Source organism: Arsenophonus endosymbiont of Crataerina pallida (assembly GCF_964020125.1).
GTDB lineage: Bacteria > Pseudomonadota > Gammaproteobacteria > Enterobacterales > Enterobacteriaceae > Arsenophonus > Arsenophonus nilaparvatae.
This window is the reverse complement of the sequence record NZ_OZ026540.1, coordinates 126668-150049: the sequence shown is the minus strand read 5'-3', so window position 1 is coordinate 150049 and position 23382 is coordinate 126668. Positions and strand designations below refer to the sequence as shown.

27 protein-coding genes, 2 pseudogenes and 1 riboswitch are annotated in these 23382 nt (G+C 50.2%); of the genes and pseudogenes, 26 read left to right on the top strand and 3 right to left on the bottom strand.

Annotation, left to right across the window (positions count from 1 at the left end):
- The first annotated feature begins 145 nt into the window (after window positions 1-145).
- The 19 genes from AACL31_RS00830 (at window position 146) to AACL31_RS00740 (ending at window position 15148) form a co-directional block, all read left to right on the top strand.
- Window positions 146-1219: a peptidase gene (locus AACL31_RS00830; RefSeq protein WP_310511789.1), complete on the top strand. Its 1074-nt coding sequence runs from the start codon at window positions 146-148 to the stop codon at window positions 1217-1219.
- Window positions 1212-2150, top strand: a complete 939-nt coding sequence (locus AACL31_RS00825; protein WP_310511788.1) for a hypothetical protein — start codon at window positions 1212-1214, stop codon at window positions 2148-2150. The genes AACL31_RS00830 and AACL31_RS00825 overlap by 8 nt, the downstream gene beginning before the upstream one ends.
- A 3-nt stretch (window positions 2151-2153) precedes the next feature.
- Window positions 2154-2507: a capsid cement protein gene (locus AACL31_RS00820; protein WP_310511787.1), complete on the top strand. Its 354-nt coding sequence runs from the start codon at window positions 2154-2156 to the stop codon at window positions 2505-2507.
- Complete coding sequence (locus tag AACL31_RS00815; RefSeq protein ID WP_339053126.1) at window positions 2507-2974, top strand: DUF1320 domain-containing protein; 468 nt, start codon at window positions 2507-2509, stop codon at window positions 2972-2974. The genes AACL31_RS00820 and AACL31_RS00815 overlap by 1 nt, the downstream gene beginning before the upstream one ends.
- Entirely contained in the window at window positions 2971-3468 is a 498-nt protein-coding gene (locus tag AACL31_RS00810; RefSeq protein WP_339053660.1) for a Gp37 family protein, read from the top strand. The genes AACL31_RS00815 and AACL31_RS00810 overlap by 4 nt, the downstream gene beginning before the upstream one ends.
- Window positions 3443-4066 carry a hypothetical protein gene (locus AACL31_RS00805; protein ID WP_339053128.1) on the top strand — a complete coding sequence of 208 codons (624 nt, stop codon included), beginning with the start codon at window positions 3443-3445 and terminating at the stop codon, window positions 4064-4066. Before AACL31_RS00810 ends, AACL31_RS00805 begins: the two co-directional genes overlap by 26 nt.
- Entirely contained in the window at window positions 4063-5499 is a 1437-nt protein-coding gene (locus AACL31_RS00800) for a phage tail sheath subtilisin-like domain-containing protein (protein WP_339053659.1), read from the top strand. Before AACL31_RS00805 ends, AACL31_RS00800 begins: the two co-directional genes overlap by 4 nt.
- Before the next feature lie 43 nt (window positions 5500-5542).
- On the top strand, window positions 5543-6067 hold the full coding sequence (locus AACL31_RS00795) for a phage major tail tube protein (RefSeq protein ID WP_290604206.1): 525 nt from the start codon (window positions 5543-5545) through the stop codon (window positions 6065-6067).
- Window positions 6068-6086: 19 nt separating this feature from the next.
- Complete coding sequence (locus AACL31_RS00790; protein WP_339053130.1) at window positions 6087-6413, top strand: phage tail assembly protein; 327 nt, start codon at window positions 6087-6089, stop codon at window positions 6411-6413.
- Between the two features lie 131 nt (window positions 6414-6544).
- Window positions 6545-8983, top strand: coding sequence for a phage tail tape measure protein (locus tag AACL31_RS00785; RefSeq protein WP_339053658.1), 2439 nt, complete (start codon window positions 6545-6547; stop codon window positions 8981-8983).
- Complete coding sequence (locus AACL31_RS00780) at window positions 8983-9864, top strand: phage tail protein (protein ID WP_339053657.1); 882 nt, start codon at window positions 8983-8985, stop codon at window positions 9862-9864. Before AACL31_RS00785 ends, AACL31_RS00780 begins: the two co-directional genes overlap by 1 nt.
- Window positions 9865-9878: 14 nt before the next feature.
- Window positions 9879-10121 (top strand): tail protein X, encoded by a 243-nt coding sequence (locus AACL31_RS00775; protein ID WP_310513019.1) that lies wholly within the window; start codon window positions 9879-9881, stop codon window positions 10119-10121.
- On the top strand, window positions 10109-10678 hold the full coding sequence (locus AACL31_RS00770; protein ID WP_339053656.1) for a phage late control D family protein: 570 nt from the start codon (window positions 10109-10111) through the stop codon (window positions 10676-10678). Before AACL31_RS00775 ends, AACL31_RS00770 begins: the two co-directional genes overlap by 13 nt.
- Before the next feature lie 10 nt (window positions 10679-10688).
- Entirely contained in the window at window positions 10689-11336 is a 648-nt protein-coding gene (locus tag AACL31_RS00765) for a hypothetical protein (RefSeq protein ID WP_339053655.1), read from the top strand.
- Entirely contained in the window at window positions 11293-11934 is a 642-nt protein-coding gene (locus tag AACL31_RS00760; RefSeq protein ID WP_310513018.1) for a phage baseplate assembly protein V, read from the top strand. Before AACL31_RS00765 ends, AACL31_RS00760 begins: the two co-directional genes overlap by 44 nt.
- A gap of 19 nt (window positions 11935-11953) precedes the next feature.
- The gene (locus AACL31_RS00755) at window positions 11954-12316 is read left to right on the top strand and encodes a GPW/gp25 family protein (protein WP_310513017.1); all 363 of its coding nucleotides are present in this window, start codon (window positions 11954-11956) and stop codon (window positions 12314-12316) included.
- A complete protein-coding gene (locus AACL31_RS00750) occupies window positions 12307-13431 on the top strand; it encodes a baseplate J/gp47 family protein (RefSeq protein ID WP_339053654.1) in 1125 nt (374 codons plus the stop codon). The genes AACL31_RS00755 and AACL31_RS00750 overlap by 10 nt, the downstream gene beginning before the upstream one ends.
- Window positions 13421-13987, top strand: a complete 567-nt coding sequence (locus tag AACL31_RS00745) for a phage tail protein I (RefSeq protein WP_310513015.1) — start codon at window positions 13421-13423, stop codon at window positions 13985-13987. The genes AACL31_RS00750 and AACL31_RS00745 overlap by 11 nt, the downstream gene beginning before the upstream one ends.
- A gap of 96 nt (window positions 13988-14083) precedes the next feature.
- The gene (locus AACL31_RS00740) at window positions 14084-15148 is read left to right on the top strand and encodes a phage tail protein (protein ID WP_339053171.1); all 1065 of its coding nucleotides are present in this window, start codon (window positions 14084-14086) and stop codon (window positions 15146-15148) included.
- 5 nt (window positions 15149-15153) lie between these two features.
- On the opposite strand, the gene AACL31_RS00735 is transcribed toward AACL31_RS00740, so the two are convergent.
- On the bottom strand, window positions 15154-15489 hold the full coding sequence (locus AACL31_RS00735) for a tail fiber assembly protein (protein ID WP_339053653.1): 336 nt from the start codon (window positions 15487-15489) through the stop codon (window positions 15154-15156).
- Window positions 15490-15687: 198 nt separating this feature from the next.
- Window positions 15688-16104 (bottom strand): phage tail protein, encoded by a 417-nt coding sequence (locus tag AACL31_RS00730; protein ID WP_339053170.1) that lies wholly within the window; start codon window positions 16102-16104, stop codon window positions 15688-15690.
- A gap of 53 nt (window positions 16105-16157) precedes the next feature.
- On the opposite strand from AACL31_RS00730, the pseudogene AACL31_RS00725 reads away from it, so the two are divergent.
- Window positions 16158-16747: pseudogene (locus AACL31_RS00725) on the top strand (recombinase family protein).
- Window positions 16748-16831: 84 nt separating this feature from the next.
- Here the strand turns inward: AACL31_RS00725 and fdnG are convergent.
- Window positions 16832-19324: pseudogene (gene fdnG, locus AACL31_RS00720) on the bottom strand (formate dehydrogenase-N subunit alpha); the annotation flags it as partial.
- A gap of 170 nt (window positions 19325-19494) precedes the next feature.
- On the opposite strand from fdnG, the gene fdhD reads away from it, so the two are divergent.
- From fdhD to AACL31_RS00690, 6 genes are all read left to right on the top strand, one after another.
- Window positions 19495-20325 carry a formate dehydrogenase accessory sulfurtransferase FdhD gene (fdhD, locus tag AACL31_RS00715; protein ID WP_310512789.1) on the top strand — a complete coding sequence of 277 codons (831 nt, stop codon included), beginning with the start codon at window positions 19495-19497 and terminating at the stop codon, window positions 20323-20325.
- A 351-nt stretch (window positions 20326-20676) separates the two neighbouring features.
- A complete protein-coding gene (locus tag AACL31_RS00710) occupies window positions 20677-21135 on the top strand; it encodes a hypothetical protein (RefSeq protein WP_310512790.1) in 459 nt (152 codons plus the stop codon).
- A gap of 31 nt (window positions 21136-21166) precedes the next feature.
- Complete coding sequence (locus tag AACL31_RS00705) at window positions 21167-21418, top strand: transferrin-binding protein-like solute binding protein (RefSeq protein WP_310512791.1); 252 nt, start codon at window positions 21167-21169, stop codon at window positions 21416-21418.
- Between the two features lie 61 nt (window positions 21419-21479).
- Window positions 21480-21836, top strand: coding sequence for a hypothetical protein (locus AACL31_RS00700; RefSeq protein ID WP_310512792.1), 357 nt, complete (start codon window positions 21480-21482; stop codon window positions 21834-21836).
- Window positions 21837-21963: 127 nt separating this feature from the next.
- The gene (locus tag AACL31_RS00695; protein ID WP_310512793.1) at window positions 21964-22629 is read left to right on the top strand and encodes a LysR family transcriptional regulator; all 666 of its coding nucleotides are present in this window, start codon (window positions 21964-21966) and stop codon (window positions 22627-22629) included.
- Window positions 22630-22661: 32 nt separating this feature from the next.
- Window positions 22662-22871: a hypothetical protein gene (locus AACL31_RS00690; protein WP_310512794.1), complete on the top strand. Its 210-nt coding sequence runs from the start codon at window positions 22662-22664 to the stop codon at window positions 22869-22871.
- 130 nt (window positions 22872-23001) lie between these two features.
- Window positions 23002-23171, top strand: a riboswitch (M-box (ykoK) riboswitch).
- Window positions 23172-23382 lie beyond the last annotated feature (211 nt).

Sequence of the window (23382 nt, the reverse complement as noted above, 5' to 3'; positions counted from 1 at the left end):
CCCCTTCCTGACCCGTTTATGCCCGCTCGCGGAAGCGACATGCGAATGCTGAAATAAAATACGCAAATGAAAATCTTTAAAGCCCTTTAAAAGGGAAATCAGACAACCCGACATAGACTGTTGGCAAGATGTTAATGGAGGTGCCATGAAATCCCTGCATATTTTTACGCGCGGTCGGCATACGGATAGCCATGGGCAGGTACTGAACGTCAGCGAACAGGATTTGCGCGCCTGTGCGGATGCCTACGATCCGGCGTTACATGAAGCCCCGATAGTGACCGGTCACCCGACTACCGATGCGCCCGCTTACGGCTGGATCAAACAGCTGTCGGCGCAAGGACGTGATTTGCTGGCAGAGCCGCAGCAGGTTGATCCGGCTTTTTCTGAACTGGTGACGGCGGGCCGCTACAAAAAAATCTCGGCGTCGTTCTATTTACCCCACGCGCCGAATAATCCGGCACCGGGTGCCCTGTATTTACGCCATGTCGGTTTTCTTGGCGCACAGCCGCCCGCTGTCAAAGGGCTACGCGCGGTCTCTTTTGCGGATACCGAGGACGGGGTGGTGGAATTTACCGAAGATCTGGATGACAGCCACGACTCGCTGCTAGTTCGGTTACGGGCGTTACTGAGCCACTACGTGGGTAGCCCGTCTGAACCCCCTGCGCTAACCACCGAGACCCTGGCCTTTTCTGAGCCTGGGGTTGTCAACCCTTATCCCACAACGGAGAGCCTTACTGTGGAAAAAACTGAAACCGAAAAGCAGCTGGAAGCCGAGAACGCGGCGTTAAAGCAACAGATTAGCGCCCATCATGCCGAAAAGGCGGCGCAGGCCGCTAAAGTGGCTCATGACGCCAATGTGGCCTTTGCCGAAACGCTGATGAACGACGGACGACTGGCCCCGGCGGGACAACCGGTTGTCGTCGCGTTACTGGATGCATTGACCCACAGCGAAAAACCGCTGGAGTTTACCGAAGGCAGTCACACCCGTCCGCTCGTGGAGGCGGTTAAATCGCTGCTGACCTCATCCGCCCCGCTGGTTGATTTTCGCCCACAGGCGGTGCCGGGCAGACGCGCTACACCGCAAGGGGGCGTTGCCTTTAGTGAGCAGGCCGCCGATCCGGATGCACTGCACCAGCAGGCGATGGCGCTTAAGGCGCGTGAGTCCATCCCTTACGAAGCGGCGGTGAAGCGCTGCCTGTCAGGAGAGTCCTATGTCTGATTATTTAAAAAGCAAACGGGCCAACGACCCGGTGCTGACCCACATTGCCGCTGAATACCGCAATGTCAGCCTGATTGGGGAGAAGTTATTTCCTCTCGTCAGGGTAGAAAAAGAAGGCGTTAAGGTGCCGACCTTTGGTAAAGGACGGCTGGCGTTGTATGAAACCAAACGCGCGGTCGGGGCCAACAGCAATATCCTGTTAAGAGAAAAACAGGCGTTCACCGATATCGTGCTCGATGAGCATGATTTGGCGGTGCCGGTCGATTACCGCGAACAGGCGGAATCGATGTTCAATGAAGAAATCAAGGCGATTAAACGCGCCACCGACGGTATTTTGCTGCGCCATGAGCAGTATGTGGCGGAGCTGGCGCAATCGACCTCAGTCTATGCCAGCAACGCCACCAAAGCCTTGACGGGCGAGGCCGCTTGGAACAAGAAAAATGGCGATCCACTGAAAGATATTGAAGCCGGGATGGAAGTGGTCCGGGCCAATATCGGCCTGCGTCCCAACGTCATTACCATGGGAGCCAGTGTGATGGCACTGTTGCGCTTCCATGAGGTGCTACAGAAGGCGCTCGGCGGGAATGAACGCAAACGTATCACCACCGAGATGTTAAAAGATTTATTCCAGGTGGATGAGGTGCTGATTGGCGCGCCGGTTCAGCTGGCGAAAGACGGTAAAACCACCACCGACCTGTGGAAAGACAACCTGATGCTGCATGTCGTCAATTTTCCGTCAGTAGGCAGTGATAGCGCCGATGAGCATAGGCCGTCCTTTGGCTACACCTTCCGCCGTCAGGGGATGCCGCTGGCCGACCGCTTTGACAGTGTTGGCGGCAAGGTGGTCAATATCCGCTATACCGATATTTACAAGGTAGCGGTGGTAGGCAGTGAAGCCGGTTATCTGATTAGCGGCATTAAAGGAGCGTAAAAGATGGTGACACAACAGGTGGTACTCACCACCACCGTCGTGGCGGTGGAAGATTTAACCGCCCATCGTCTGGTGGGGATTTCGGCAAAACTCTTTAAGGGCACCGGGACGGAACTCGGTGTCGCCGAGGTCTCCGGTAAAAAAGGCGACAGCGTACCGATTAATGTGCTGGGCATCATGGCGGTAGAGGCCGGCGCCGCGATTAGCGCGGGCGAGCTGCTCAAGGCCGACAGTGACGGCCGGGTGGTATCGGAAAGCGCATTAACCGGTGGCGGGCTGCCCGCTTCAACGGTGGGTGTGGCATTGGATGCCGCCACCGCCGCCGGCGAGATTATCCGCATGGTCAGAGGTATCTGATGGCCTACTGCACCCCCGACGATATCGGGCAATTGCTCTCAACCCATACGCTGGTTCAGCTGACGCAGGATGTCTCTGTCGATGGTTTGACGGGGGGCCGGCTGCCCAATGCGATTAACGACAAGGTGCTGAACGACGCTATCCGCTACGCCGATGAGTTGATTGATGCCCATCTGCGCGGTCGTTACGTATTGCCACTGGAAACCGTTCCCACGGTACTGCGCGATATGGCGGTCAATCTGGTCAGCCATCGATTGTACCTGCGTCGTCCCGAAGGCCAATTGCCGGAAGCCATAAAAGAGGTTTATCGCGGCAGCTTAAAAATGCTGGAAGCCTTGCGCGACGGCAAATTAACGCTCGGGATAGCGGGACAGGGGCAAGCGATACCGGAGCCAGGGGCCTTTCATGTTCATGCCTGTCCGGCGCGCTTTAGCGGCCCCGGCGGCTTACTGGAGGACTTTGAATGACGCTCGATATCATGCGCGCCGTCCTGGGCCTGCTGACAAAACGCTTACCGCAGCTGGAGGTCACCTTCTTCCCTGAGCAGCCGGAACGCTTTCATCTTAACCATCCACTCGGTGCGGTGCTGCTCAGTTTTGCCCGCTCACGTTTTGGCGACATTCAGGATGTGGGCATGGTATTCCAGCCGCGGGTGCTGCATTTCACGCTGACCCTGGTGATGCGCCAGCTTAACGGTAATGACGGGGCGATTGCCACCCTCGATACCCTGCGTCAGGCCGTGGGGGGCTTTATGCCGCCGGACTGTCGCCGCCCACTGTGGCTGATAGATGAGGTTTTTTTGGGACAATCCGAGGGCTTATGGCAATACGCGCTGACGGTGGCGACCGAAACCTGGTTTGTGCAGGACGCCCCGCAGGAGGCTTTACCGCGTACCCGGGAAGAGTTCATGAAGAAAGAGAATAACGAGGTGGCTTATGGCGAAGTTTCGCTACAACGGTGAATCCCCGAATGGGGCTCCCCTGCGTCTGGCTGATGGCCGTACCCAGGATGTGATGTTTTATCCCGGTCAGGTGGTCGATGTGCCGGTCGATCATCCGTTTATTGTCTCGCTGGAAGCGCAGGGCTATCTGACTTTTCTGGGCTTTGATTATCCCGATGCGCCCCCTGAACCGCCAAAACCGCTGACGGATTTTGAACAGCGCTTACAGGCCGCTCAACACCCAACCGGCAAAATGGCCCGTTATCGTTATGACGGCGAACAGATGGGGGGTGCTTCATTACGTTTACCGGATGGCCGCATCCTGGATGTAATGTTCTGGCCGGGTCAGGAAGTGACCTTGCCGATGGATAACGATTATGTGCTGGGGCTGGAAGCCCAGGGCTATTTAACCTTTCTGGATCAGAAAGCAGAAACCCCCGTCGACTCCATCGTGACGGCACCGTTGTCACAGGCCATCACATTGTCGAGCGACACCGTGACGCTTCCCGCTGATGAGGCCAGGCCCGTCGACGCGCCGGTCAGCACAGCGTTATTGATGCCCGCCAGAAAACGCGGCAAAGGGCCAGCAGACACAAAAAGTAACGAGGTCACCCCATGAGTAGAGAACACCATCACGGCGTTGATACGCTGGAAATTGAACGCGGGTCCCGTCCGGTCAAAACGGGAAAATCGTCCGTGATTGGGCTGGTCGGTACTGCGCCGACAGGCCCGGTCAATACCCTAACCCTGTGCCTGTCGGAAAAAGACGCGGCGCAGTTTGGTGATGAGGTGAGTGGATTTACTCTGCCGCAAGCCTTGCGCGCTATCTATGACCACGGTGTCGGGACGGTTCTGGTAGTCAATGTGTTTGACCCAAAAAGCCATCAGAAAACGATAACCGCGGAAAGTGTCACCTTCGATAGTACGCACCACAGTGCCACACTGAGCCAGTTACCCGTGGGCGATATAGTGGTGAAAAGCATCGATGGGCAGACCACGTTTAAGGCAACGACCGACTATACCGTGGCATCCGCAACGGGCAGAGTCACTCGCGTCACCACCGGCGGCATTGCACAGGGTGGCACGGTCAGTGTGACCTATAACACCCCGGATGTATCAAAAATTACCGCCGCTGACGTTTTGGGTGCCACCAATGCCGCCGACCAGCGTACCGGTATGAAAGCGCTGGAAAATGCCGACAGCCTGTTTGGTTATCGCCCCAAATTACTGATTGCACCGGGCTTCTCGCATTTTAATGCCGTGGCCACCGCCATGATTGCCCTGGCCGACCAATGTGAGGCCATCGCCTATATTGATGCCCCAGCGGGGACGACGTTTGCCCAGGCGATAGCCGGACGGGGGCCACAAGGCACGATTAATTTTAATACCGCCTCTGATCGGGTACGCCTGTGTTATCCGCAGATCAAGGTCTATGACAAGGCAACAAACCAGACTCGCCTGGAGCCTCTTTCGGCGCGCGCGGCGGGTCTGCGGGCCAAAGTTGACCGTGAAAAAGGGTTCTGGTGGTCGTCTTCCAATCAGGCACTGATGGGCATTGTCGGCATTGAGCGCCCGTTAAGTGCGCGCATTGACGATGCCAATAGCGAGGTCAATCTGCTTAACCAGAACGGCATTACCACGGTGTTTAACAGCTTTGGTAGCGGATTACGCCTGTGGGGCAACCGCACCGCGGCCTGGCCGACCGTGACGCACCTGAAGAATTTTGAAAATGTGCGGCGCACCGGGGACATGATTAATGAGTCTATCCGCCATTTCAGTCTGCAATATATTGATCGCCCCATTAATCAGGGGCTGATTGATGCGCTGACCGAATCGGTCAATGGCTATGGTCGTCGGCTGATTGCCGATGGGGCGTTGCTGGGCTTTCACTGCTGGTATGATCTGGCGAACAACACCAAGGATGCGCTCAGTCTGGGGCAGTTGAAACTGAATTACAAATACACCCCGCCGCCGCCGATGGAGCACCTGACCTTTGAGACGGAAATCACTAATGAATATCTCACCTTCCTGAAAAGTGGGGTTTCCACATGAGCGTGACGCACAGGATCAATAAGATAACGATAAGGAGGAGATGATGGCGGGCAATGCACTGCATTTTATAACCAATGCCAACGTCTACCTGGACGGCAATAGCCTGCTGGGTCGGGCAAAAGAAATCAAGCTACCGGAAATCAACGTGGTGCAGCAGGAGCATCAGGCGCTGGGGATGATTGGCAAAATTCAGTTACCGGCAGGGTTTGACAAGCTCGAAGGAGAAATTCACTGGACCAGTCTGTATGAAGAGGTGGCACTGCGTACCGCCAATCCCTTCAAGGCGTATCCGCTGCAATGTCGCGGCAGCCTGCAGCGCTATAACCCGGCACAGGGTCGCCAGGATGAACTGCCGGTGGCGGTGTTTATGACGGTGATGTTCAGCAAAAATAGCCTGGGCAGCTTTAAGCAGCATGAGGTGCCGGAGATGAGCAGCAGTTTTACCTGCAGCTATATCAAGCAGGTGATGGATGGCCAGGTGCTGCTGGAGCTGGATGTGATCGCCAATATTTTTAAAATCAACGGTGAAGATATGCTCACCGATTATCGCGCCAATCTGGGCGCTTAACCTGACAATCCGAGGAGTGATGATGACAGACCGTATTCATTATAGCTTGCAATACCCTTATGCCCTGGGCAGCGGTGAAAGGCTGACCCAGGTCAGCTTAAACCGGCTCAAAGTCAGTGACATCAAGGCGGTACGCCGCTTAAGTGAAAACGTCAATGACTGGGACAGCCTGTTGATTGCCCGCATGACCGGCCTGATACCGGAAGATATCGACAAGATGGACCTGGTGGATTATCAACAGCTGCAAAGCCACTTTCGCCAGTTTGCGGGGCTGGATGCAGTCGCCGAAGGCGCTGCGTCAGGCACAGGCGCTGTTGGCGAGATGGTTCCGCTGGCAGCCGAGTGAGCTGGATGCGCTGACGGTGGTGGAGTTTGAGGACTATTTACAGGAAGCCGCGGCCCAAATCCGGCAGGAACACGGGCAACGCGGGGCAAACCGATAAAGAGTGATCGGGTGTAACAGAGGCAGGTGACGCGGTGTCGAGCATATTTTCGATTGGGGTGGTGATCAAAGGGGCGGTGGCCGGTGCTTTTCGCTCAGCGATGGGCGATTCACGGCGTAGCCTCAATAGCCTGGGTGAAACGACCCGTCGCCTGCAATCCCGCCAGCAGCAACTGACCCAGGCGGTAACCCGCTACGGTCATTTGGGCGCACAGGCCGCCCGTAACCTCAATAGTGAGCTGGGTCGGGTGGGTCAGACACTTTCCCGTCTCGAGCAACAGCATCGCCGTTTGCATCGCACGCTGATGGCCAGTCAGATGGCCGGGCAACAACGCCACGCCCTGATGGGGCAAGGATTGGCGTTAGGGGCCACCACGGCGGCAGCGGTGGGCGCGGTCGCGCCGTCTGTCAAGCAGTCGATGACCTTTCAGGACAATCTGGTCGATATGGGTATCACCGCCGGTTACGACGGAGCCACCCAGGCCGCACTGGGCAAAGATATCCGCGCCTGGAGCCAGCAATACAACCAGACCCAGGCCGATTTACAGGCCGCCACCAGTGCGCTCATTGGCAATAACATTGACAGCCTGGACGATATTCGTGCCTATCTGCCACATATCGCCCGAGGCGCAACCGCCACCCGCACCTCCGCTGAACTGTGGGCGCAGGCGGCGGTGACCACCCAGCAGTCGCTGGGCATTGCGGCAAAAGATTTTGCTGCGGTACAGAACATCATGGCGCAAGGGGGCAAGGCCGGGTCATTTGAAATTGCAGACCAGGTGAAGTGGTTGCCTGAGCTGGCCCCACAAATGGCCAACATAGCCCAGGGTAAAGCGGCGGTGGCCGAGATGGTCGCTGCCTTGCAGGTAGCCAAAATGGGTGCCGGTAGCACCGATAAAGCGGCGAACAATTTTAATAACTTTCTTGAAAAACTGTATGCCCCGGAAACCCAAAAACGTTTTGGGGATGTCGGTATCGATATTGAAAAATCCTTGATGCAGCAAAAAGCGCACGGGATTTCGCCGATTGAAGGGATGATGAATACCCTGCAACGCTATCTGGCGCAGAAGAGTCCCGAGGCGCTGGCACAATTTAAATCGGCGATGGCGCTGCAGGACGATACTGCCCACGATAAGGCGTTACTGGCCCTGCAGCAAAACTTTGGCTTAGGTGAACTGTTTGCCGATATGCAGGTGATGGCCTTTGTGCGTCCGATGCTGGCCAATATGGACAAGTACCGGCAAATCCGCGCACAAGCCCTGGCAGCCGCGGACAAGGATGTATTAGGCAGTGACTATAAAAAACGTCTTGAATCACCGATTGAGCAGATGAAAAAGCTGGGTATCGCCAGTCAGGATTTGTCGCTGAGTCTCGGTGATGCCCTCAAACCGGCGGTAGGGAGTTTAGCCGCGACGGTACTCCCTTATGTGCGCGCCGCCAATGCCTGGGTCAAAACCCACCCGCAACTGATTAGCGGTATCGCCAAAACCGTGGGCGGTCTCCTGCTGTTTAAGGGCGCACTGCTGGCTGTTCGTCTGGCACTTAATTTGCTGGGTTCACCGATACGCCTGCTGTGGGGCGGGTTTACCCGGCTGCGTACCGGCTGGTTATTACTCCAGAGTGCTTTCGGCATGGGTGGACGCTTAAGCCGCCTGGCGGGTGGGGTAGGTCGATTGGGTAAGGTCTTGGCCGGTGGGCTGGTGACGGGCCTGCGCCTGGCCGGACAGGCGCTGCTGTGGCTGGGGCGGGCACTGATGTTTAACCCTATCGGCCTGACTATCACCGCAATTGCCGCCGGCGCTTACCTGATTTACCGCTACTGGACGCCGATAAGCGCTTTCTTTCAGGCGCGTTGGGCTGAGGTGAAACAGGCGTTTTCCGGCGGTATTGCGGGCGTTGGCGCACTTATCCTTAACTGGTCGCCGTTGGGTCTGTTGTATAAAGCCTTCGCCGGTGTGATGGGGTATTTCAATATTGAACTGCCCGCTAATTTTACCGATGCGGGTCGCCAGCTGATTGAGGGTCTGGTCAACGGGATCAAGAGTCGTTTAACCGCCGCCAAAGAGACCATTGTCCATTTTGGTGACAGTGTGTCGGGCTGGTTTAAGGAGACGCTCGGCATACACAGCCCCTCAAAGGTCTTTGCCGGATTGGGGGATAATATTGTGCAGGGGGCGGTGCTGGGCATTACCCGCACCACGCCCGCGTTAGAACGCGCCGTCGGCGGCCTGATGCCGCTGATGCAACCACCGTCCCCGCGTGTGCCCCACTGGCCTGATACCCCGATCTCCCCTGCCGGTCAGGGGAAGGCATTTTCAGGCATACAGATCACCTTTGCGCCGCAGATTGTGATGAACGGTCAGTCGCAGACGACCCCGGCGGCGTTGCGTGATGCCTTGGCTATCAGTGTACGTGAGCTGGAAAAACGCCTGGCGCAGCTGATGCACCAACAACAACGGCGGGGCTTTTACTGATGCTGGCGATCCTGGGTGAGATTGAAGTGCAGTTACAGACCGGCTTTACCGCGCTGGAAGCCACCCTCGGCGGTGAGTTTGCCGAGCAGGCGCGCATTGGCCGTAAACCGGGTCTGCAGTGGGTCGGTGACAAGTGCGATGAATACAGTTTAAGTGTGCGGTTTCATCAGCAGTACTGTCAACCGACCGCGCAATGGCAACGGCTACAGGCCGCCTGTCGTGCCCATCAGGCACTGGCGTTTGTGCTCGGTAATGGCGAGTACCTGGGGCATTTTGTGATCAGCACGCTCACGGGCCGCACGGTGTTGGCGCATGCCGACGGGTTTGCCCAATGCCTGGAGGTCGATATCAGTCTGCGTGAATTTACCGGCGATCTGCGCCAACCACTTAAGCCGCCGGCGATGGCCACGACACTGAACAGAAAAGCCACCGGGCTAACCCGGACGATCGCCACCGGTACACCGCTATCGCGGGCGGTGGGTCTGGCCCGTCAGGCGCAGTCGGCACTGGCCACGGCCTCACAGGCGATCCGGGTGGCGCGCCAGATGAAAGCGGATCCGGTCGCGGCGTTAACGCGCGTCCCTGGGGTCATGAATAGCTTAGGTGAGGTGGCCACCCCCTTGATACAGGCGCACCCGTTGTTGGCCGGCCTAGAAGCCCATTTCCCTGCGGCCAGTCACCTGACCCGTGCGGCGGGCAAGGTGGCGACCACGGCCAGCGAGGCGAAAAACACGCTCAGTGCCCTGACCCCCAGTACCGGCCAGGCACTGCCCGGTGCACTGGATACGGTGGCCGGTCAGGTGGACGGTGCCCTCAGTACCTGGAACGACGTCGCACCGGTGCTGAGCCGTCTGACGAGCCATCTGGTGACGCGCCGCTAAAGGAGAACAGGACGATGTCTGCAAGCCAACATGAACAGGAACATAACCCAGGCCTCTGGCAACATATTACCCGTGAGGGCGAGCGCTGGGATACGCTGGCCGCCCACTATTACGGTGACGCCTTGGGCTATGTGCGGATCATTGCCGCCAATCCGGCTATTCCGATCACACCGGTGTTGCCTGCCGGCATCACCCTGGCTATCCCGCTGATTAACACCCAGGACAGCGTGGAGGAGACACCGCCATGGTTACGTTAACGACACAACGACAGCAGGCGGTACCGACCCCGACCTGGACCCTGCATTATGGCCAAAAAGACATCACGCACGATATCACCCCGGACGTGCTCGGGATCCGCTTTACCGATCAGCTCAGTGGCCAGTCTGACGAGCTGACGGTCGAACTGGAAGACAGCGCCGGGCGCTGGCGCGGGGCCTGGTATCCGGGTAAAGGCGATACGCTCTCATTGGCGCTCGGCATGGTCGGCGCGCCATTACGTCCCTGTGGCACCTTTTCGATTGATGAAATAGAACTCAGTGGCCCGCCAGATACGGTGTCGCTGCGCGGGTTATCCGCTTCGGTGACCAGCGCGCTGCGCACCCGGAGCTACCGGGCATTTGAGCAGACCACCCTGGCGGCCATCGCCCGGCGGATTGCACAAAAACACCACCTGACACTGGAAGGGCAGATTGCACCGCTGCCCCTTGATCGGGTGACGCAGCAACATGAAACCGACCTGGCTTTTTTGCGCCGTCTGGCGGAGGAATACGGCTATATCGTCAAAGTTACCCCCCCACACGCTGGTTTTTTCTGAACGTATCAGATTGCGAGAAGCCTCGCCGGTTAACGTCATTACCCCGCAAGCCGTCAGCCATTACAGCCTGCGCGATACGCTTAACCGTATCTATCAGCAGGGCAAGGTGAAATACCAGGACAGCCAGCGCAAACAACTGGTCACGGTCGGTATCAAGGCCGATGGCACGATAGGCGAAGTGGCGCGAGAAACGGCGCCTCAAAAACAGGGACGTTCAACCAGCGCCGATACCTTAAGACTGCACAGCCGGGCACGGAGCCAGGAAGAAGCGACCGCCAAGGTGTGCGCGGGCCTGAACCGGCATAATGAATATCAACGGGTGGCGACGGTAGCGCTGGCGGGCAATACGGCGTATCGAGCCGGGTTAACCGTGCGGCTTGACGCTTTTGGTCGCCTGTCCGGGGTGTGGCTGATGACGGAAGTTCGCCATGCCCTGTCGCGCCAAAGCGGTTATACCTGTGAACTCACCCTGGGCCAGGGGCCGATGGCGCGCACGAACAGGAAAACGACTCGCGCGGATCAGTCGGCGACCCAACAGGTGATTGGGGTAAACGCCGATGGCAGCGTGGGTCCGCTGAATGAAAAAGAGACGATACGCGGAGAAAAAAACAACGATGAAAGGACTGCAATTGATGTTCGGTACCATCAGCCAGATTGATGAGCAAAACGTCAGGGTACGGGTACGGCTGCCGACCTGTGATAATCTGCGCACCGCCTGGCTGCCGGTATTGCAACGCAATACCCAGAATAACAAGGATTACGGGCTACCGGATTTAGGTGAGCAGGTGAGTCTGCTGCTGGATGCTGACGGCGATGACGGCGTGGTGTTAGGGGCGGTGTATTCCGATGTTGACCCACCCATAGTGGCAAACCGCGATAAACGGCGGGTGGATTTTGCCGACGGGACTTTTGTCGAGTATGACCGCAAAAACCATGCGATGGCTATCGGGGGCGAGATACAGACCCTGACGCTGACCACCCAGGCCTCTGTGCTCATTCAGACGCAAAACGCGACGGTGAAGGCGAGTCACACCCTGTTACTGGATGCACCAAACACCGTCGCGACGGGCAACCTGACGGTGCAAAAGCAACTGACGTACCAGGGCGGCATGAGCGGTTCGGGCGGCAGCGGCGCGACAGCCATCATTGACGGCACGCTCCAGGCCAGTGGTGATATCCAGGCGGGTCGGGTGTCGCTGCAACACCATCAACACAGCAACGGACATGACGGTAAGCCCACCGGCAAGCCGTTATAAGCGAGGGGGAACACGTTTGATGAACATAATGACAGGTCCTGGCACCGCAGACTGGCAACCCGCGCTGCACGCGCCGGGTGAACGGGTCAGCGGCGTCGAGGATATTCAGCAGTGTCTAAGACTGATTTTAGGCACCCCGAAAGGTAGCGACCCGCATCGACCGGATTTTGGCAGTGATCTGCATCGCTATCTGGATATGCCGGTCGAACGGGCCTTGCCGCATGTGGTACGGGAAACGGTGGAGGCCATCAGACGCTGGGAGCCCCGATGCGAATTACATCAGGTCACGCTGGAGGCGCAGGGTGAGCGGGTCAATCTCCTGCTGCGCTGGCGACTGCCGGGCCGTCAGGCTTATCAACAAACGGAGGTGGCATGGCGTTAACCCTCGAGAAGCCGGTTTTTGTTGCAGCGGATGCGCAGGCCATTACCCGCGAGATGATTGCCGCCTATGAAGCGACCAGCGGTAAAACCCTGTGGCCGGCGCAGGCCGAGCGGTTATTGATAGACCTGTTTGCCTACCGGGAAACCCTGGTGCGCAGTGCCATTCAATCCGCCGCCGAACAAAACCTGGTGGCCTTTGCCCGTGCCCCGATGCTGGACTATCTGGCCGAGCTGGTCGGCGTTTACCGTTTACCGGCTCAACCGGCACGCACCACGGTGCAATTTTCACTGGCGGTTCCGCCCTCAGTCACGATACCGATACCGGCAGGCACACGGCTCAGCGCCACCGACAGTCTGATATTTACCACCGACAGCGAGGTCAGGCTGACGCCGACGGCATCAACGGTGACGGTGAGCGCCACCTGCAGCGAGGCGGGGATACAGGGTAATGACTGGCAACCGGCGCAAATCAGCACCCTGATGGAGGCCATCGATGACGGGGATATCCAGGTGACCAATACCACGCCGAGCGCGGGCGGCTCAGACGCTGAAGACGATGAGCATTTACGCAACCGTATTCGTCTGGCCCCGGCGTCCTTCAGTACCGCCGGTTCACGCGAAGCGTACCGTTTTCATGCCATGAGTGCCCATCCGGGGATTTGTGATGTGGCGGTGACCCGACCCAAACCCGGCACGGTCAACCTGTATCCGCTTCTGACCAGCGGGCTGCCGGACAAGACGGTGCTGAGTCTGGTGACGGCCCTGTGCTCGGAAGAGCGGGTGCGCCCGCTGAACGATACCGTGCAGGTGCTGGCCCCCGAAAAAGTTGACTATGCCATTACCGCACAACTGACCTGTTATGCCAGCCAGCCGGGGAAGCCGGTACTGAAACAGGCGCGGCAGGCCGCCGAGCAGTATGTCGCCCGCCAGGCTAAACAGCTGGGACGGGATATTGTGCCGAGCCAGATTATCGCGGCACTCTCGGTACCGGGCGTTTACCGGGTGCAACTCACGAGTTTCAAGACCATGGAGCCGACGGTACTGTCTGCCCAGCAATGGGCGCATTGTAGCGACATTCAGTTAACCCTGGGCGCGGAGAGTGCTGATGACCGATAACAGCCTGTTACCGCCGCTGCTGGCGGTAGAGAAACATTTTCAGGCGCTGGCAGCACAGGCCGCACGGTTACAGCAGATTGACCTGACGCCGCTGCTGGTTTATCTGCTGGATATGACCGAGGCGTCGGCCTTGCCCTGGCTGGCTGAACAACTGGCGTTAACCGGGGTCAATGGCTGGCATTTAGCAGAATCGGATGATGCGCGCCGGGCGATGCTGAAATCGGCCATCACGCTGCATCGCTATAAGGGTACCCCCTGGTCGATTCGTGCCATGATACGGGCGCTGGGGTTTGGGGAGGTGACGATAACCGAAGGGGGAGCGGCGCTCAAACAGGAACAGGCAACCGCGTATCCTGATAGCGAGACGCACTGGGCGCTGTATCGGGTGGTACTCAATACGTTGATTACCAATGACCAGGCGGCCAAATTACGCGAGACGCTCGCGGCGTTTGCGCCGGCGCGCAGCGAACTGGTGGCGCTGGATTATACGGCGGTACCGCTGCGCTATAACGCTCAGACGACCTACAGCGGGCGCTATAATCATGGCAGCAGTTAATAGTATGCAAAAACACTTAATCAATAGACAAAAAAAAACTACACTGTGACTAAAAAAACCACCAGGATGGAATCAGACCCTATGGAGAACGATGAAATGAGCTATTTAAAAGAAACGGCTGCCTGGGAAGACGGTATCTACCAGATAGAGACCTCCGACCCGGTATTGGGTGGGCCAGATGGCATCACCAACCGACCCGCGCGTGAACTGGCGAATCGTACCGCCTGGTTAAAGCAGCAATTAGAAGAGGCCGAAGCGGCGTTGACTGCGCATACGCGCTCGAGAAACCACCCGGATGCGAGCGTAAGTGAAAAAGGTTTCGTCAGGCTCAGCAACGCCAATCAGAGCAGCAGTGAAACGGAAGCGGCGACTCCGAAAGCGGTAAAAATTGTCAATGACAGGCTGAACGCGGTGATCGACAGTGCACCCTCAACATTAGACACCCTGAATAAACTGGCAAAAGCCATCGACAATAACCCTAAATTTGCTGAAAAACTCAATCAGCTTCTTGAGCAGAAGTTATCAAAAAATGACAACGGCGCCGACATCCCAGACAAAAATCTTTTTTTAAAAAACCTTGGTTTATTGGAAATAATAAGTTTGGCTAAAAATGCAACACCCAATCAGCGTAAAATTAACGGCAAAACGCTGACTCAGGATGTGCAGCTAACCGCTACAGATGTTCATGCTGTTACTCCCGAAGTATTGCGTGTCGAAATCCCTGTCGGCGTTCCTCTGCCTTGGCCTACTGAAAAACCGCCGATAGGTTGGCGTATCTGTAACGGTGAGCGCTTCGATAAAAAACAATGTCCACTTTTAGCGCTGGCTTACCCGTCGGGAAAGCTCCCTGATTTACGTGGCGAATTTATTCGGGGCTGGGATGCAGGACGAAAAGTGGATAACGGACGCAAAATATTAAGCGTACAAGGTGATACCCTTCAAAATTTCACTGGAAACATAACCGGCATTCAGTTTGTCGGTCAATCATCAGCCAGTGGGATTTTCAAAATGGGAAGAAGAATGGCCAGTAGTAGCATTACTGGAGGAACCAGCGGCGTATTCGCTGTTGATTGCTCAGCCAGTTTTCAGTCTGGTTTGAGAACCGCTTCAGAAACAAGGCCGCGAAATGTCGCGTTTAACTACATTGTCAGGGCAGCATAAAGTTTTTATCTTTTCGGAGCTTCCGGCCACGCAATATCCAGCGTTTTGCTGATATCGACACGGTTTAGCAGCACGCGGTATTTTTTCCAGGCCAACAGTGCCGCTTTTTCGGTTTCTGTCGCCATGTCGAGGTCTACGGCGTCCTGAAGCGGGGCTATAATTTTTGCTGCCTGTTCAAGTAGATAATCTCGCTTATGGGTAGCTTGCTCCATAAGTTCATCTGCGGTATAAACACGTGGAACAACCTCACCATCGATAAAACACCATTTTCGGTTAGGGGCGGCCTCTTTAGGCCATTTCGGATACTTCAGATATGCTGCACCCATCGGGACAGAAGGCACTGATATCGTAGCCCATTGAGCGTATAATCCCGTCGGTTTCATACTCAACTTTCATCGTATCGGGCTGAAATAACTTCTGGCACTCATACCAGTCCTGATCATCTTCTGAGATAAGAAAAATCGCACCAACAGCGTATTCTAGACATTTTTTATCAACAGAATCAGGGTGATATCGTTTAAAGTTTTTAATATTTTGCATTATATGCTACTCACATTCATCCATTGACCATTAATATTTTTTTGTAAAGGGCGGCGGTAAAGAGTATCAATATAATGATCGTGATTGAAATTGCTGGCACCCGTTAAGACATAACCGGCCTGATCGTAATATCCGGGGCCATTCCATGCCGCCACACTTTCTAAACTTCCTAATCGAATATCACGCACAAAGGTATTATCAAGCCATCCTCTTAAAGTCCCTCCCCAGAGTGGGCCAGTAATATCACCGTTTTCATGATAAGTGGCCCTTCTGCCGCCCCATGAAATGGTTAAATTTTGCCCTAATGTGACACCTCCGTTGATAGTTCCGCCGGTTCGTTTATCCAGTGCGTTTTTTGCACAATCTACCGTTTCCAATAAACCAAGGTTTTCTGTAATGAAGAGTTTTGCTAACATTTTGACCAAAAGCAGCGATGACAAGGCTTACAGAGGGAGGAGAAAGGGCTAAAATGGCAAAAATAGGCTATATGAGGGTGTCAAAAAATGACCAAAACACCGATTTACAGCGAAAATCACTCATTTGTACAAATTGTGAACAGATTTTTGAAGATAAAATCAGCGGAAAAATAGACCAGAGACCCGGATTAAAACGGGCACTAAACGCACTGAAATCGGGTGACACATTGGTGGTCTGGAAGCTAGATAGACTGGGTCGCAGCATTAAACATTTGATTACTTTAATATCCAAACTGGAAGATGAAGGTATTCATTTTCATAGTTTGACGGATTCCATCGATACTTCTTCGTCAGCAGGTCGTTTTTTCTTTCATGTGATGAGTGCATTAGCACAAATGGAGCGAGAACTAATTGTTGAACGTACTCAGGCAGGTTTAGCCGCAGCGAGAAGCAGAGGCGTATCGGCGGTAGACCTTGCTCATTATCTTCTGCACAGCAAGAGCAGGCTAAAAAATTACTTGAGTCCGGCCATAGTAGAAAGCAGCTGGCGTTACTGTATGGAGTTTCATTGACCAGCATCTACAAATATTGTCCCGTTGATCGTACCACTCAAACAGACCAAAGTGCCTCCGATGAAAAATGACAGTGTAATTTCGTTGCACTGATGGAAACAAAAGTAGCCTGCCATTTATCGCACGTTTTGGCTTCAAATATCGCACGCCGCATCACCTTCTGGTTGCATAATAAATGGCCCAACACCGGAATCTGGCGGTGCCGCGCTATAATCAGCAATATCAATGCCTGTCCATTTGGCGCCATCCCACTCAATTAATTGACGCTTAGGATCCCAGGGTTTTCCCGCCGGATCAGCGGATGCTCGATTATAAAGGATGCGGCGGTTAGACGGCCAAGCCCATGCCCAACCCAATGTATTACCTAGACCAGAAGGATCGGCATTATCTCGGCGAGCCATTTGATTACCCGCGGACGTCCAACTACCGGCAAAAATCCAACAACCACTGCTGGTAGTTCCATCATCTCGTAATTGGGCAAAAGCTGACAGTAACTGGCCTTTTTTCACCAGTAGATTACCATTAGCATCCGTCAAATCTGCCAACGCGTAACCATTACTTTCTTGCGCAATTTCTTCCGCTGTTGGGCGATAAGGATCATAGTAATCCCAGCGCATATTTAATAGTTGCTCAGGTACAGCGCCACCTTGTTGTTGATAAAGCTGACGCAAACGATGAAAAATACCAGCTAAAATTTCTCCATCACCGAGCGCTTCTGCGGGTGCATCTGCGCCTTTCCAATGCCATTGTAGCCAACGAGCAGAATTAACAATAGAGCCATTTTCCTCAGCAAAACAGCAACAGGGTAAGCGGAAAACCTCGGTCATGATTTCTGCTGGCTGCACATCATTAAATTCGCCATGATTTTGCCAAAAACAAGCGGTTTCAGTATTCAATGGATCGATAGTGACTAAAAACTTTAATTTGGACAATGAACCAATGATTTTATTTTTATCGGGGAAAGAGGCCAGCGGATTGAATCCCTGACAAATATAACCATTAACTTCCCCCTTATTCATCATCTCAAAATATTGTAGTACATCGTAACTTTTATCCCATTTAGGTAACCAGTCAAAACCCCAATCATTCTCTTTTTGCGCCTTGTCGCCATAAAAAGTTTTCATTAAACTAACAAAAAATTTAGGGTAATTATTCCAATAGTTAACTTGATCAGGAAGTGTTTGTTTTGGGGTATTGGCCGCCAAATAACTGGCTAACGTGCTCTGTTTTTCCGATGGTAAGTTCATATAACCGGTTAAACTTTGAGATAACAGCCCGAGATCAGTCAAACCTTGTATATTTGAATGTCCCCGTAAAGCATTAACTCCGCCACCGGCCATTCCCATATTACCTAACAGTAATTGAATGATTGCCATGGTACGAATATTCTGAGCACCGATAGAATGTTGTGTCCAACCTAGTGCATAGAGAAAAGAAGCAGTTTTATCTTTTTCGCTGGTTTCAGCGATATATTCACAAACCTTAATAAAATCTTCTTGCGGTGTTCCACAAATATTGGCAACCACTTCCGCCGTATATCGACTGACATGTAACTTAAGCAACTGCCAAACACAACGTGGATGCTGTAGAGTTTCATCTCGTTTAGCAAAACCGTTGCCATCTAACTCATAGTTCCAGGAAGTTTTATCATATTGGCGATTTTTAGCGTCATAGCCGCTAAATAGCCCATCCTCGAAATGATAATCATCGCGCACAATTAAATTGGCGTTGGTATAAGATTTCACATATTCGCTATTAATTTTATTATTACTCATTAGATAGTTAATCACTCCCGATAAAAAAGTAATATCAGTACCTGAACAAATAGGAGTATAAAAATCTGCCACTGATGCAGTACGGGTAAAACGCGGATCAATGACAATTAAATTAGCTTTATTGTGGATTTTTGCTTCGATTGCCCAACGGAATCCGACCGGATGAGCTTCCGCCGCATTTCCCCCCATAACAATGATCAGGTCAGCATTTTTGATATCAACCCAATGATTTGTCATGGCACCGCGACCAAATGTTGGAGCAAGACTTGCTACCGTTGGCGCATGTCAGACACGAGCTTGATTATCAACCGCTAACATTCCCAGAGCCCGACAAAATTTCTGGGTAACAAAACCGGTTTCGTTACTGCTAGCCGAAGCACACAGCATACCGGTTGTTAACCAACGATTAACGGTTGTCCCGGCAGGATTGGTTTTAATAAAGTTAGCATCACGATCGGCTTTCATTAACTTAGCAATCCGATCAAATGCTTCTTTCCAGCTAATACGCTGCCACTTATCAGAGCCTGGGGCTCTATATTCGGGAAATTGCAGACGACTTTCACTATGGATAAAATCAATTAGTCCAGCACCTTTTGGACACAAAGCGCCTCGACTTACCGAATGGTCGGGATCACCTTCTATGTGGAATATGCTTTCTTTGGCATTTTTAGCCCCATCACCAAGGCTATACATTAATAATCCACAACCAACTGAACAGTATGTGCAGGTATTTCGGGTTTCTCTGGCACGTAATAGTTTATATTGACGCGCAGATGCTAATGCAGTTGCCGGAGCAAAACCCAAAGCAGCAATCGTTGTACCTGCCATACCGCCAGCACAGATCTTAAAGAACTGTCTTCTGCTGACTTGCATCAAAAATCTCCTCATTCACATGACTGACATTGGTTTCCATAAAATAAAAAACGGCAAAATAGGTGATCATTTTTTATTAAATCACGATCTTTTTTGGTCGGATCAAACTCTCTATCCATAATAATTAATATAATCTCTTTTAATGTATTATATTATTAGGAATTCGGCTAATGAGTAATTTTTGCGCAACTGAAATGATGAAAAATGTTAAAAACATCGGAGTATCCGAAATAAAAATTCGCCAAAAGAAAAATTTTGATATTTTTAATTTAGACAATGTTGCGCAAGAAGTCCCTATTGCCTTGGTCTACAATGGCATTTCCCATGCCGTCATGATGGCAAGCCCAAAAGACTTAACCCTATTCGCTGTAGGTTTTTCGCTGTCCGAAGGCATTATCCAATCTGCTGAAGAAATTCGCGATATCAACATCAGTAAATATGACTCAAAGGGCATAGAATTAAATATTGAACTATCACCCCGCCAGTTTATGGCATTAAAAGCACAACGGCGTAATCTAACTGGCCGTACTGGCTGTGGCATCTGTGGCACAGAACAACTTAGCCAACTATTTCGTCCAATCAATCCGCTTCCTTTCACGCAATCATTTTCACTAACTTATCTGGATCAGGCCTTATCTCAATTAAATACCATCCAAAAAATTGGCCAATTAACCGGCTGTACTCATGCCGCAGCCTGGATAACTCCCACCGGTGAGCTAGCGGGAGGCTGTGAAGACATTGGCCGTCATGTCGCACTTGATAAATTGCTTGGTATGAAAAGTCGAGAAAAATGGCAAAACGGCGCAGTGTTAATCTCAAGCAGAGCAAGTTATGAAATGGTACAAAAAGCAGCAACCTGCAGGGTAGAAATCCTCTTTGCTATCTCAGCCGTCACTTCCCTTGCGGTTGAAATTGCCCAACAATGTCAATTGACGTTAGTTGGTTTTTGTCGACCGGGTAAAGCCATTATTTTTAGTTATCCGGAACGCTTAACGGAATAATTAAATTCAATAAATATCATTTATTTCTTATTTAATAAATATAATTAAATTAATAAAACAAAATTCTTTTATAAAATAATTTGATTTTATTTACCGCCTCATTTATTTAATTGAGATCACATTTTTAAATTTTGATCACTGATATTTAATAACCATTAAATTTAAAAAGTAAAATTAAATCATACTGCTATTAAATTAGTTAGTTATATATTTATTTCTTTTATAACCAAATGATAATAACTATCATTTACTTAGGTTATTTTTTATTTTATTGTTTATTTAAGACAATGCATTATTCGTCTATCCCATTTTTTATCATAAAAAATTTAATATTTTTACAAGGAATTAAAAATGAAAAAATTAAATATTATTACCTTGCTAACATTATCAATTGGATATATTGGCTTTAGCCATGCAGCAACTGGTTTTAATCAATCAAATACCGCTCATGGCAATTCTCTGAGTGTTGGTAAAATGGAACAAGCCTCTAATGGCTTTCATAAAGCCGAGATAGGTGATCCAGCTATTGGTTTATCTGAATTACATGGCGGTAATAAAATTGGCTTTCCCGGTTTGATAATGTACTCTGATAAAGATGATAATAACGTTTATCAGCTTGGTGGTACAAGCGATTCCCACCACCCTAATATGGGATTATTTGCATTCGCTAAACTCGACGATATTGATGTTTTCTTCGGTGAATGGGCGCAAACTAGTGATATGTCTTCTTCCTCTCACACCACTTACTATGCAGGTAAATATATTACGGCAAATATGCCAACCGCAGGTACCGCCACCTATACTATTTAAAGGGTTTAACGATTATTCTAACTATGGCTTGATGACTGGTGAATTAACCGCCGATTTTGTGCAAAACAGCCTAAAAGGGTCATTCAGTCATAGCGCATTAACCATGAATATTGATGCAAATATTAATGGTAATGGCTCTTTCAGTGGAAAAGCTTCAGCCAATTCAATTGAAGGAACAACTAAAGGCCACTTTTTTGGTGCAGATGCCAAACATATAGCCGGTATTACCCAATTTAACGATAATCATGAATTAGATACTGCTTTTGGCGGTACTAAACAGTAATTTATTTTAAATTTTAAAAGAGCATGGAACTTCTATGCTCTTTTTTATTATGGAAATAAAAATGACTAACAAGAAACGATTAATCATAACACTATTTATTTCTTATTTTTTTCATATAAAATTAACTATCGCCAATTCATTAATAATAAATAATATACAAGTGAATAAAATAAAAAATAAGAATTATGTTACTAATATTTTTATTGCTATTAATAAAAAAGATTGGCAACAAGTTGAAAATCATTTAAATCAATTAATAAAAAATAATTATCATGATAAGAGTTTAATTTATTTTATGCAGGGTTTGTTGTCATATAAAAATCGAGAACTTCAATCTGCTATACATTATTTATCACAGGCAATAACAATAAATCCTCACTTTACCCGCGCCAAGCTCGATTTAAGTTATATATATTAAATATTATTGAAAATTTAATTTCAGAAAAATATTTGCTAATGTCAGATTATCATAATATTTGATTATAAATTGTTAGAAATTAATTTTAGTTACATAACTATTCTATAAAACATACAGCGGAGCAGTAATGAAAAAATTTTTACCACAATTAGAAAATAAAATGCTGATGGCGTTTGTCGCCGCTGCTGAATCAGGTAATTTTTTACAGGCTGGGATACTATTAAATAAGTCTAAAACAACAATCAGTCGTTGGATAAATGAATTCGAGTTTATATTAGGATATACGTTATTTGATAAACGCTCGAATGGTTCTGTATTGGATATAAATAGTAATGGTAAAATTTTATTACCAAAGGTTAAAATGTTTTTGTTATCTTTGCAAAAACTAGAAAAGTTTTCTTTTGCTTTAAATAATCATAAAGAGCCAGCGGTCATTAGATTAGCATTTAATCAGCTGATTCCAGAAGAAGCGATTGCTGATGTAATATTAAAATTAAAGAGCGAATTTCCTGCTGTTGAAATATATATTGTGCATGCAGATTTATTTGATGTTGAATTTACCCTTAATAGTAATAAAGCAGATTTTGTTTTAGGCTTACAATGTGTTGAGATATATAACAACATTAATGCCCAAGTGGTTGGTGATATTCAAATGATGTTAGTCGCTGATCCAGCCCATCCGTTGACGAGAGAAGAACCGAAAATAGTTTATCTTCAGAAACAGTCATTTATCCTTCATTACAAGGTAAAGTCGATGATGAGCGATATCATTTTTTGCCTTATTCAGAAATGATGTTAACCACGGATTATTATTCGTGTGTAAAATTGGCTGAAAAAGGATTAGGTATTACTTATATTCCTGACCATATGGCAATTAATTCTATTTTGGCAAAAAAATTAAAAGAGATAAAAGTAGACAAAAATGAAGTTAATAATATTCATTCATTAATGTTATATTACCGTGCAGATTATAGTTATTTTACCATATCTGCGATTTTAAGCTCAGGATTAAAGGAGTGGTTTGGTTATCATTAAATGATGAGTACTGTTTGTTGTTAGGTTTTATCATAAAATAGATAACATAATTAAATAAAACATAAACAAACTATCAATGTGATATTTTTTCCCAATTTTTTGCGCATATAATACGCGCTCATTCGAAAGTGTTATATCTCGTTAGGCGAGGCTCCTATACAAACACAAGTTGCTGATCTCACGACGTCGAGAGACGCCCAAGGTTAGGACAAGGCAGATCGGATTAAGGTTTGCCTCAAAGTAACTTCCTTTCATAGGATACGTTGTATAGTGCTAAAACTAAGACGATTGGGATAGTGTTCTATGCTCTTTCATCTGGTCGCCCCTATAGATGAGATTTATTATAGGGTAATCTATATGTTTTTATTTTTGACATTCATTGGGCAAAGTATTTTCTTAGCTAGATTTATTTATATCTCTCTTCTTTCTCCTATACCGATAAATTAATCGATTATTTTATTTGTTTTCAAATGACATGCAGTGATTATCAATAATCACTAATTAGACAATG